The organism is Bradyrhizobium sp. UFLA06-06, from assembly GCF_054820065.1.
Genome location: NZ_JADFUD010000057.1, coordinates 40,456 through 50,501, shown reverse-complemented (window position 1 = coordinate 50,501; position 10,046 = coordinate 40,456). Strand labels below are relative to the sequence as shown.

The 10,046-nt window shown below is 64.3% G+C and carries 11 protein-coding genes; 9 read left to right on the top strand and 2 right to left on the bottom strand.

Annotated elements, in window-relative coordinates; genetic code table 11:
- Nucleotides 1–228 precede the first annotated feature (228 nt).
- Together IF803_RS33305 and IF803_RS33300 are read left to right on the top strand one after the other, a co-directional pair.
- Nucleotides 229–1,203 carry a helix-turn-helix domain-containing protein gene (locus IF803_RS33305; protein WP_016847804.1) on the top strand — a complete coding sequence of 325 codons (975 nt, stop codon included), beginning with the start codon at nt 229–231 and terminating at the stop codon, nt 1,201–1,203.
- 30 nt (nt 1,204–1,233) lie between these two features.
- Entirely contained in the window at nt 1,234–1,668 is a 435-nt protein-coding gene (locus IF803_RS33300; protein WP_461195020.1) for a YkvA family protein, read from the top strand.
- Here IF803_RS33300 and IF803_RS33295 read toward each other — a convergent pair.
- Nucleotides 1,665–3,029 (bottom strand): histidine kinase, encoded by a 1,365-nt coding sequence (locus IF803_RS33295; RefSeq protein WP_461195018.1) that lies wholly within the window; start codon nt 3,027–3,029, stop codon nt 1,665–1,667. The genes IF803_RS33300 and IF803_RS33295 overlap by 4 nt on opposite strands.
- A gap of 181 nt (nt 3,030–3,210) precedes the next feature.
- On the opposite strand from IF803_RS33295, the gene IF803_RS33290 reads away from it, so the two are divergent.
- Both IF803_RS33290 and fghA read left to right on the top strand, forming a co-directional pair.
- Nucleotides 3,211–3,831, top strand: coding sequence for a response regulator transcription factor (locus tag IF803_RS33290; RefSeq protein ID WP_016847801.1), 621 nt, complete (start codon nt 3,211–3,213; stop codon nt 3,829–3,831).
- 30 nt (nt 3,832–3,861) lie between these two features.
- Nucleotides 3,862–4,701, top strand: a complete 840-nt coding sequence (gene fghA / locus IF803_RS33285; protein ID WP_461195016.1) for an S-formylglutathione hydrolase — start codon at nt 3,862–3,864, stop codon at nt 4,699–4,701.
- Nucleotides 4,702–4,867: 166 nt separating this feature from the next.
- On the opposite strand, the gene IF803_RS33280 is transcribed toward fghA, so the two are convergent.
- On the bottom strand, nt 4,868–5,383 hold the full coding sequence (locus IF803_RS33280) for a DUF3280 domain-containing protein (RefSeq protein WP_461195015.1): 516 nt from the start codon (nt 5,381–5,383) through the stop codon (nt 4,868–4,870).
- Nucleotides 5,384–5,527: 144 nt separating this feature from the next.
- Between IF803_RS33280 and IF803_RS33275 the strand changes: the two genes are divergently transcribed.
- From IF803_RS33275 to IF803_RS33255, 5 genes are read left to right on the top strand one after another with little or no spacing between them, the layout of a single operon-like run.
- Nucleotides 5,528–6,709 carry an ABC transporter substrate-binding protein gene (locus tag IF803_RS33275; RefSeq protein ID WP_461195013.1) on the top strand — a complete coding sequence of 394 codons (1,182 nt, stop codon included), beginning with the start codon at nt 5,528–5,530 and terminating at the stop codon, nt 6,707–6,709.
- Between the two features lie 5 nt (nt 6,710–6,714).
- Complete coding sequence (locus tag IF803_RS33270; protein ID WP_304496316.1) at nt 6,715–7,692, top strand: YVTN family beta-propeller repeat protein; 978 nt, start codon at nt 6,715–6,717, stop codon at nt 7,690–7,692.
- Nucleotides 7,689–8,510: an ABC transporter ATP-binding protein gene (locus IF803_RS33265; protein WP_028340101.1), complete on the top strand. Its 822-nt coding sequence runs from the start codon at nt 7,689–7,691 to the stop codon at nt 8,508–8,510. The genes IF803_RS33270 and IF803_RS33265 overlap by 4 nt, the downstream gene beginning before the upstream one ends.
- Nucleotides 8,507–9,355 (top strand): ABC transporter permease, encoded by an 849-nt coding sequence (locus IF803_RS33260; RefSeq protein WP_028340100.1) that lies wholly within the window; start codon nt 8,507–8,509, stop codon nt 9,353–9,355. Before IF803_RS33265 ends, IF803_RS33260 begins: the two co-directional genes overlap by 4 nt.
- Entirely contained in the window at nt 9,352–9,969 is a 618-nt protein-coding gene (locus IF803_RS33255) for a hypothetical protein (protein ID WP_035631286.1), read from the top strand. The genes IF803_RS33260 and IF803_RS33255 overlap by 4 nt, the downstream gene beginning before the upstream one ends.
- Nucleotides 9,970–10,046 lie beyond the last annotated feature (77 nt).

Genomic DNA, 10,046 nt, shown 5'->3' with positions numbered 1-10,046 from the left:
ATGTTGCAGGGCATCAATCGCGGCCGGCGCGATCCGGATGCCAGATTGACGCGTGCTAAGGTTGCGCTTGACGAGCCCAGAACTAAGTCGGAGGATCACCCGACATTAACCGGGAAGAAATCCCGCCGCCTCCCTAAGCTATTCAGAATCAGGGAGAAGGCGCATCATCCCGGGCCAGACTTAAGCTCGGTGAGCAGTCACGTGGGGATCGAATCGGTGGCTGGAAAGATGTCCGATACAGTCCATTCTCTCAGCACGAACGGATTGACGCCCAAGCGGCAGATCCAGCGCTGGTCGGATGCGCTCACTGACCTTTGCGGCCAGTTCGACGTCGATGCGCTGGAGGGATCCTCGCTCGAAGCCCGGGTCAATTTCACGACGGTATCGCGCCTGAAGCTGTGCCAGATCGAGGCAAGCCAGCACCGCATCGCGCACACCATCTCGCGCATCAAGCTGAGCGAGCACCCCTACATCAAGATCGTGTTCCAGACCCACGGCGTCTCGCATTTCGAGCAGGACGGCCTGCACTTCGACATCATGCCGGGCGACTGCTTCGCCTACGACGTGTCGTGTCCGCACACCATCATCAGCCCGTCGCTGACGCGGCACGAGGTTGTCATCGTTCCAAAAGACTTGCTCAAGGAGCGCGGCTTCCAGCTCTCCAAGATGGCGCCGTGCAAGCTGTCGGCGCGCAACGGCACCGGCCGCATCGCCTATGATTTCGTTCATGCCGCCTTCGGCGAGGCACCGACGCTGACGCCGGTCAACGCCGTCGGCGTGGCCGATGCGCTGATCGACTTGCTGCTGTTGCCGCTGCGCGAGACCGGCGCCATGTTCGACCGCGGCAGCGCCGAGGCCACCTATGTGCGGGCCCAGGGCTTCATCCGCGAGCATCTGCGCGATCCGGATCTCTGCATCGACCGCATTTCGGCGGCGCTCGGCTGTTCGAAGCGCTATCTGCACATGCTGTTCAGCGATCGCGGCATGACGGTCAGCGACTACATCTGGAAAGCCCGACTGCAAAATTGCCGGCAGGAGCTGGAGTCCCAGAACGGCAAGACCATCACGGACGTCGCGTTCTCCTGGGGCTTCTCGAGCTCGTCGCATTTCAGCCGCGTCTTCCGGAAGTATTTCGGCATCGCACCCTCCTCCGTCCACAAGGGCCTGCACGGCGGTATGCCGGCGGATGTGGTGCTGGAATAGCGGTTCCATCCGACGTGCAGGCGTTGCGCCATGCCGTCCGCCAACAGACTTTCCCCAATCAAGTTGTCCTCAACCAAGCTTTCCTCGATCAAGGTTTGGGCACGCAACCTCAAACGGGACAGCGTTGCGCTGTATCTCGCATCGCGTGATCCGCGTGTGCCCTGGTATGCCAAGGCCCTTGCCGTCGCCGTCGCGGCCTATGCACTGTCTCCCATCGATCTGATCCCGGATTTCATTCCGGTGATCGGCTATCTCGACGATCTGATCCTGCTGCCGCTCGGCATCTGGCTCGCGATCTCGCTCGTGCCGGACGAGGTGATGACGGAATGCCGTGCCAAGGCGAGCGCCGTCTTGCAGCGTCCGACCAGCCGGGCGGGAATGATCGCGATCGTCGTGCTCTGGATCGCCGGCGCAGCGGCGCTGGCTTGGGCGGCTTTCAGATACTGGCGACAGCCAATCGTCTAGGACCGTGCGGCCTTTGGCACGAGCGCCTCGACCGTCACGCCATCATCGCTGGAACTGATGTTAAGCGTGCCGCCGAGCGCGAGGATCCGCTCCTGCATCCCGGTCAACCCGCGGCCAAGCCTGTGATCGCTCAGCAGGCCGCGGCCATTGTCGCGAACCCGCACCAGCGCACAGTCGCGGCTGCCGCGTAGGCCTGCCTGCCGTTCCGCCGGTTCGATCGTGATATCGACCGCCGTTGCGCCGGCATGGCGGAACACGTTGGTGAGCGCTTCCTGGACGATGCGATAGATCGTGAGGTCGGCCATCTCGCCGGTATCGCCGAGCGCCGGCGAGATGCGGCTCTCGATCTCCACCTCCGGGTGGGTTTCGCTCCATAGCCGAACCAGCGCGCCGAGCGCTTCCGCAAGCCCGAGTTCGGCCAGTCCGACCGGCCGCAAGCGCTCCAGAATCCGGCGCGTGAACTGCTGGAGCGCGTTGACCTGCTCGAGGATGGCGTTGCCGTGCTTGCGCAATGCCGCAGGGTCCGGCCGTTCGACTTCCGACAGCCGGGTTAGCGCGCCGGCATGCGCGCGCAGCGCAAACAGATAGGGCCCGAACTCATCGTGCAATTCGCGCGCGATCTCCTTGCGCTCGGAATCCTGCACCGAGACCGCGCGCTCAGCGAGCTGCCGCTTGCCCTCCACGGCGTCGCCAAGGGTCGCCGCCAAATGGTTCAGTTTGGCACAGATCGCGGCCAATTCCGGCGATCCGCCAGGCTCGACGCGTGCATCGTAGTCCCCGGCCTCGATGCCGGTCATGGCCTGCGACAATGCCTCCAGCGGCGCCAGCGCGCGGCCGACCACCAGCATGGTGACCAGAAGCAGCGCGACCGCGATCGCGGAGCCGACCTCGAGCTGGGTGACGATGCCGTCCCAGATCTCGGCGATTTCGTCGTCGGGATGCGAGGTGATGACCAACGATTGCGGCTTGCCATGCACCGAGATCGGCACCCGCACTGAGGTCTGCTCGGGATGGACCAGCGCGACGAACCACTGCGGCGGAGCGCGCGGATCGCCGGCGCCCTCGGGGCGGTCAGGAGACTTTGCGGCCGCGCCATCCTGCCGCGTGATGCTGACATGACGCAGCCGGCTCAGGTCCTGGACGATCTGGTCGAGCCGCGCATCGGGATCCGGCGCCTCGTCGAGACCCGCCACAATCGTCGCAACGAATTCGCGCGCCAGGCGGATCACGCTCTGGTCCTCGGCCTGGACACGCGGTCCCGCTTCCAGCACGAGCCGCGCAATATTGATGCCGAGGCCAAGCGCCAGGATCAGCGCCAGCAGCAGGTTGATCCGCGCGCGCAAGGATAGCTTTTGCCACATGACGTTGCCCCCGACCGCGATCCCTCCTCCGAGAGGATCGTTGACAGCCAAATTTGCCCGGCTATCTAATCGCACCCTATCGCAATCTCGCACGAGGTGCACAACCGGTCGGAACCGACCTGTCCTTCGCGCAAACCGATGTGATGATGAGTGAATCGAAGCAGGTCGCCGGAACAACGCCATGCGCATTCTGATCGTTGACGATCATCCCATCGTTGCCTCCGGCTGCCGCACGGTGTTTGCCGACGATCCCGAGATCACGTTGCTGGAAGCGGCCGATGCCGAAAGCGGCGAACGGGCGTTCGTCGCGGAGAAGCCCGATCTCTGCGTGATCGACATCAACCTGCCGACGGTCTCCGGCTTCGAGCTGGCGCGCCGCATCCTGACGCATGATGCATCTGCGCGCCTCATCATGTTCAGCATGAACGACGACCCGGTGTTCGCCGCCCGCGCCATCGACATCGGCGCCAAGGGCTACGTTTCGAAGACCGGCGATCCCAACGATCTGGTGGAAGCGGTGCGCGAGGTCGGCAATGGCGGCGTCTATCTGCCGCCGGCGATCGCGCGCAACGTGGCGTTTGCGCGGCCGGGCTTTGCGCAAAATCCACTCTCCAAGCTCACTTCGCGCGAGATGGAGATCCTGCGCCTGCTCAGTTCAGGCAAGAGCCTGTCGGAGATCGCCTGGCTGGTGCATTCGTCATACAAGACGGTCGCAAACACGTCATCGATCATGCGCCAGAAGCTTGGCGTTCGCACTTCGGCAGAGCTGGTGCGGCTGGCGATCGAGAGCGGCGTCGCCTGACGCAGCGCTCCAACCAAGAGGAATACGACAATGCAGACGGTTTCCCAGAACAAGTCGCATGGCGGCACGCAAGGCGTCTATCGGCATCCAAGCCGCGAGACCAAGACCGAAATGACCTTCTCGGTGTTCGTCCCTGAGCATGCTGTTGGCGCCAAACTGCCCGTCGTCACCTATCTGTCGGGACTGACCTGCACGCACGCCAACGTCACCGAGAAGGGTGAATTCCGGCGGGCATGCGCCGAGCTCGGCCTGATCTTTGTCGCACCCGACACCAGTCCGCGCGGCGAAGGCGTCCCCGGTGATCCCGCCAATTCATACGATTTCGGACTAGGCGCGGGCTTCTATGTCGATGCGACGGAGCCGCCGTTCGCGACCAATTACCGGATGTGGAGCTACGTCACCGAGGAATTGCCCAAGCTGATCGCCGAGCAGTTCCCGGTCGACACGACGCGGCAGTCAATCCTCGGTCATTCCATGGGCGGCCATGGTGCGCTGACGGTGGCGCTGCGCTATCCCGATCGCTATCGGGCGGCGAGCGCGTTCGCGCCGATCGTGGCGCCTTCGCAGGTGCCATGGGGCAACAAGGCGCTCGGCGGCTATCTCGGCAGCAACAAGCAGGCGTGGCGAAAGCACGACGCGGTAGCGCTGATCGAGGACGGCGCCCGCTTCTCCGATCTGCTGGTCGATTACGGCGATGCCGACGGCTTTCTCACCGAGCAGCTGCGGCCCGAATTGCTGAAGGCGGCCTGCGAGAAGGCCAACATCCCCCTCACCCTGCGGCGTCAGCCGGGCTACGACCACAGCTACTACTTCATCTCGACCTTCATGGCCGATCATCTGCGCTGGCACGCCGCGCGGCTGAAGGCTTGAGCGTCACGCAGTACGTTCATCCCGTCATCCTGAGGAGGCCGCGCAGCGGCCGTCTCGAAGGATGCACGGCCGAATTTCTGCGTGTGGCTGTAACCGGGCCGATTCATCCTTCGAGGCTCGCTCCGCTCGCACCTCAGGATGACGGAGGTCCATTCGCGAGCGCAGGCTACCGCGCCTGCGGCGCGCCGTAGTTCGGCCCGAGCAGACGGTTGCGCACGAGGTAGTCGGTGGCGCGCGACCACGATTCGTCGGTATTGCCGCGCATGTCGGCACTCGCCGCTGCCAGCAATTGCCCGCTATGTACGTCGCGCAGATAGAGATTGATGTTGAGGATGAGGTTGGAGACCTTCTGCACCACGCCCGTCATCACGAGATCAGCGCCCAGTTCGCCGGCCAGCTTCACATCGCAGCCACCACAGGCCTGAAGATTGCTGCCATGCGCCGCAGCATTGACGGGGGCGATGTCGAGCACGCGGAACTTGCCTGAGTCCGCGAGCTCCTTGCGCACCTGGTCGCCGGCCCGGAGCAGCCGCGCCTGCTCATCAGCGCGCGGCCCGCTCACTTCGCCCTGCAGGCTGGTGTCGATCATCTCGAGGTCGAACACCGCGAGCTTGGGCGGTTCGGCGCGCGCCGCCGCAGACATCACCAGCAAAGATATGACGAAGCCAAGCGCCGATCTCATGATTGTGAACCAATCGAATTTGTAACGTCGCAACGACAAAAAGCGGGGTTGCAAGCTAGGCCAATTCCGGCATCTTGCAAGTCAACAGCATGGAAGCCGGATTTCCGAAGGCCGTGCCGAGTGAAAAAGACTGCGGGAGGAGTTATGTTGCGATGGCTGATCGGCACGATCGCGCTCAGCATGGTGGCAACCGGCGCGCTGGCGGCTGATCCCGTCGAGGTTCATATCGGCTATCTCGGCCATGCCGGCGTCAAATCGACGCTCTCGCTGATCGAGCAGCCCGCCGACAATGACGGTATCGCCGGCGCGCGCCTTGCGATCGAGGACAACAATACAACCGGGAAATTCCTCAACCAGCGCTTCGTGCTCGACGAGGTCAAGGTCAAGGACAGCGACGATGTCGCCAAGGTCGCGACCGATCTTGCCGGCCGCAACGACTATATCATCACCGACCTGCCGGCAGATGCCCTGCTCAAGGTCGCCGACGCGCTGCGCGACCGCGGCACCGTGCTGCTGAACGCCGGCGCGATCGACGACCGGCTGCGCGAGCAGGACTGCCGCGCCAACGTCATCCATATCGCGCCGACCCGCTCGATGCTGGCGGACGCGCTTGGCCAGTATCTGGTGTGGAAGCAGTGGAAGCGCTGGCTGCTGGTGGTCGGCTCGCATGATCAGGACAAGCTTTACGCCGACGCGCTGCGCCGCGCCGCCACCCGTTTCGGCGCCAAGATCGTTCAGGAGCGGACCTTCGAGGACACCGGCGGCGCACGCCGCACCGACAGCGGCGTGACCTTGATCCAGCGCCAGATGCCGGTGTTCACGCAGCAGGCGCCGGCTTACGACGTGCTGGTCGCTGCCGACGAGAGCGAGGTGTTCGCGAACTATCTGCCGTACCGCACCTGGGACCCGCGCCCGGTGGCCGGCTCCGCGGGCCTCGTGCCGACCAGCTGGGACGCGGCGCATGACCAGTGGGGCGCGGTCCAGATCCAGAACCGATTCGTCAAGCTGAACATGCGCCGCATGACGGCGCTCGACATGCAGGCCTGGACCGCCGCGCGCATGATCGGCGAAGCCACATCGCGCACCAATTCGGGGGACCCCAAGAAGGTCATCGCCTTCCTCAAGGGCAAGGATTTCTCGATTGCCGCTTTCAAGGGCACGCGATTGACCCTGCGAGACTGGAATCTGCAGCTCCGCCAACCGATCCTGCTGGCCGATGGTCGTATGGTGGTTTCGGTCTCGCCGCAGGAAGGTTTCCTGCATCAGGTCTCCGAACTCGACACGCTCGGAGTTGACCGGCCTGAAACGAAGTGCAAGCTGCAGTGAGGGAGATGAAACGCATGTGGCGCCGCTGTCTGTTGACCGGGATGCTCGTTTGGCTTGCCGCGACACCGGCGTCCGCCTTCGTTGCCTACGTCTCCAACGAGAAGGGCAACACCGTCACGGTGATCGACACCAACAGCTGGACGGTGACCAAAACCATCAAGGTCGGCCAGCGGCCGCGCGGCATCGAGTTCTCGCGCGACGGCAAGTTCGTGATGGTCGCGGTCGGCGACGACGACACGATTCAGGTGATCGATACCAAGACCCAGGAGATCGTCGACACCCTGCCCTCCGGTCCCGACCCTGAATTGTTCACCCAGGATGCCGCCGGCAAGACCATGTATGTCGCCAACGAGAACGACAACACGGTCACCGTGATCGATCTCGAAAAGCGCGCCCGGATCGGCGACATCCAGGTCGGCGTCGAGCCCGAGGGCATGACGATCAGCCCGGACGGCAAGATCCTGATCAACACCTCCGAAACCACCAACATGGCGCATTTCATCGACACATCGACGCGCCAGATCGTCGCCAATGTGCTGGTGGATTCGCGGCCGCGCTTCGCCCAGTTCAAGCGCGACGGCTCCGAATTGTGGGTGTCCTCCGAGATCGGCGGCACGGTGTCGATCATCGATCCGGTCAAGCGCGAGGTGACCGGCAAGATCACCTTTGAAATTCCGGGTCTGCGCAACGAGGCAATCCAGCCCGTCGGCATCGGCATGACCAAGGACGGCAAGACCGCATTCATTGCGCTGGGCCCCGCCAACCGCGTCGCGGTCGTCGACGGGGTGACCCACAAGGTCCTCAAATATCTGCTGGTCGGCCAGCGGGTCTGGCACATGGATTTCACCCCGGACGAAAAATATCTGCTGGTCACCAACGGCGTCTCCAACGACGTCTCGGTGATCGACGTTGCATCCCAGAAGGTGATCAAGACCATTCAGGTCGGCGAACTGCCCTGGGGGATCACGATCGCGCAGCCATGACCGCAACCGACGCCCATATCGCGAGCCAGCCCTCGCCGGATGCAGGCCCTGCAACCGACGCGGCCGTGCAGCCGGCGCTGTCGATCGGCAATGTCAGCCACAGCTACGGTCCGCGCCGCGCCCTGATCGATGTCAGTTTCACGGTCCAGCCTGCGAGCTTCACCGCGCTGCTGGGCCTCAATGGCGCCGGCAAGAGCACGCTGTTCTCGCTGGTGACGCGGTTGTTCGGCATCCAGAACGGCCAGATCAAGATCTTTGGCCACGACATCAGCCGGACGCCGGGTGAAGCGCTGCGGCTCATGGGCGTGGTGTTCCAGCCGCGCACGCTCGATCTCGACCTCTCGCTGACGCAGAACCTGCTGTATCACGCCGCGCTGCACGGCATTTCGCGGCGCGAGGCGCGGCTACGCAGCGCCGAGGTGCTCGGCCGCATCGGGCTTGCCGACCGCGCCGCCAGCAAGGTGCGCGATCTCTCGGGCGGCCAGATGCGAAGGCTTGAGATCGCCCGCGCGCTGCTGCACCGGCCCCGGCTGCTGCTGCTCGACGAGGCCACGGTCGGGCTCGACGTCAAGGCGCGCGCCGACATCCTCGACCATGTCCGGCAGCTCGTCACCGAACAGGGCATTGGCGTGCTCTGGGCGACGCATCTGTTCGACGAGATCATGCCAAACGACGACCTCGTCGTGCTGCATCAGGGCCGAATGCTGGCGCACGGCCCGGTGTCGCGCGTGATCGCGGACGCAGGCGCCCAGGACGTCAATACCGCGTTCATGCGGCTGACCGGAACGGCAACACTCGCGGGGAGACCGCCGTCATGACCAGCACGACGGTCACGCCTGAGCGAAGCGGCTTCTCGCTGTCGGAATATATCGTCTGCCTAAACGGCATCGTGTGGCGCGAGGCGCTGCGCTTCCTGCATCAGCGCGAGCGCTTCGTGTCGGCGCTGGTCAGGCCGCTGGTCTGGCTGTTCATCTTCGCGGCCGGATTCCGGCAGGTGCTCGGCATCTCGATCATCCCGCCCTACGAGACCTACATCCTCTACGAGGTCTACATCGCGCCCGGGCTGATGGCGATGATCCAGCTCTTCAACGGCATGCAATCCTCGCTGTCGATGGTCTATGACCGCGAGATGGGCAATATGCGCACGCTGCTGGTCAGCCCGCTGCCACGCGGCTATCTCCTGTTCTGCAAGCTGCTCGCCGGCACGGCGGTGTCGCTACTCCAGGTCTATGCTTTCCTTGTCATCGCGTGGTTCTGGGACATCGCGCCGCCGACGATCGGCTACCTCACCGTGCTTCCGGCGCTGGTGCTGTCGGGCCTGATGCTCGGCGCACTCGGCATGCTGATCTCGGCCAGCATCAAACAGCTGGAAAATTTCGCCGGCGTGATGAACTTTGTGATCTTCCCGATGTTCTTCGCATCGTCGGCCCTCTACCCGCTGTGGCGCGTGCAGGAAGGCAGCCCGATGCTGTATTATTTCTGCCAGTGCAATCCGTTCACGCATGCGGTGGAGCTGATCCGGTTTGCGCTGTACGGCAAGATGAACTGGGTTTCGCTCGCGGTGGTCGGCGGCTGCACGGTCGTCTTCATGATCGGCGCGATCCTGGCTTACGATCCATCGCGCGGCCTGGTGCGCCGCGGACCTGGCGGAGGCGAGGCATGACAGGCTGGCGAACAGGACTGGGCGCGCTGCTCGCGATGGTTCTGTCGAACCAGGTCGCATCGGCCGCCGACCCGCGCTATCCGGACTGGCCCTGCCAGCAGGCCAAGGTGCCCGAGATCTCGCTCGCCGCGGTCTGGGCCGGGCCGCCGCTCGGCGATGCCGAGACCAAGTGGAAGGACGACCCGAAAGTCAGCGCGCTCGCGATCAAGCTCGCGGCGCGCCGCGTCCCGCTGGAGGAGGCGCAGAAGCAGATCACCGAATTCCTGTCAGCTGCTGCGGCCGACAAGGCCAATGCGGGAAAGCTGCTGTTCGCGGGCCTGTTCGATACGCTCAACGGACAGCGCGCCTCGGTCATGAACGGGCTCGAGCGCGTGATGCGCAAGCAGCGCGAGGCCGCGGAGAAGATCCGCGACGACACGCTCAAGCTGCAGGCGCTGCAGGACGCGACACCGCCGGACCAGGCCAAGGTCGACGATCTCGGCAATCAGCTGGTCTGGGAGACCCGCATCTTCGAGGACCGCGGGCGCGTGGTGAAGTTCGTCTGCGAGGTGCCGACCGCCATCGATCAGCGGCTGTTCGCGCTCGGCCGCACCATCCAGCAGGAGCTGGATTGAGGCCTGCGACCGATCGCCCCGGGATCGTTAACGTGCCGCTTTGACGATCTCTTGGGTAACAATCTTTTGGGCCACGC

Bases quoted from the DNA above. Each gene is read 5' to 3' on its own strand.
- IF803_RS33290 (WP_016847801.1), top strand. From the start codon at position 3,211: ATGCGCATTCTGATCGTTGACGATCATCCCATCGTTGCCTCCGGCTGC.
- IF803_RS33275 (WP_461195013.1), top strand. From the start codon at position 5,528: ATGTTGCGATGGCTGATCGGCACGATCGCGCTCAGCATGGTGGCAACC.
- IF803_RS33265 (WP_028340101.1), top strand. From the start codon at position 7,689: ATGACCGCAACCGACGCCCATATCGCGAGCCAGCCCTCGCCGGATGCA.
- IF803_RS33260 (WP_028340100.1), top strand. From the start codon at position 8,507: ATGACCAGCACGACGGTCACGCCTGAGCGAAGCGGCTTCTCGCTGTCG.
- IF803_RS33295 (WP_461195018.1), bottom strand. From the start codon at position 3,029: ATGTGGCAAAAGCTATCCTTGCGCGCGCGGATCAACCTGCTGCTGGCG.
- IF803_RS33305 (WP_016847804.1), top strand. From the start codon at position 229: ATGTCCGATACAGTCCATTCTCTCAGCACGAACGGATTGACGCCCAAG.
- IF803_RS33280 (WP_461195015.1), bottom strand. From the start codon at position 5,383: ATGAGATCGGCGCTTGGCTTCGTCATATCTTTGCTGGTGATGTCTGCG.
- IF803_RS33300 (WP_461195020.1), top strand. From the start codon at position 1,234: ATGCCGTCCGCCAACAGACTTTCCCCAATCAAGTTGTCCTCAACCAAG.
- fghA (WP_461195016.1), top strand. From the start codon at position 3,862: ATGCAGACGGTTTCCCAGAACAAGTCGCATGGCGGCACGCAAGGCGTC.
- IF803_RS33270 (WP_304496316.1), top strand. From the start codon at position 6,715: ATGAAACGCATGTGGCGCCGCTGTCTGTTGACCGGGATGCTCGTTTGG.
- IF803_RS33255 (WP_035631286.1), top strand. From the start codon at position 9,352: ATGACAGGCTGGCGAACAGGACTGGGCGCGCTGCTCGCGATGGTTCTG.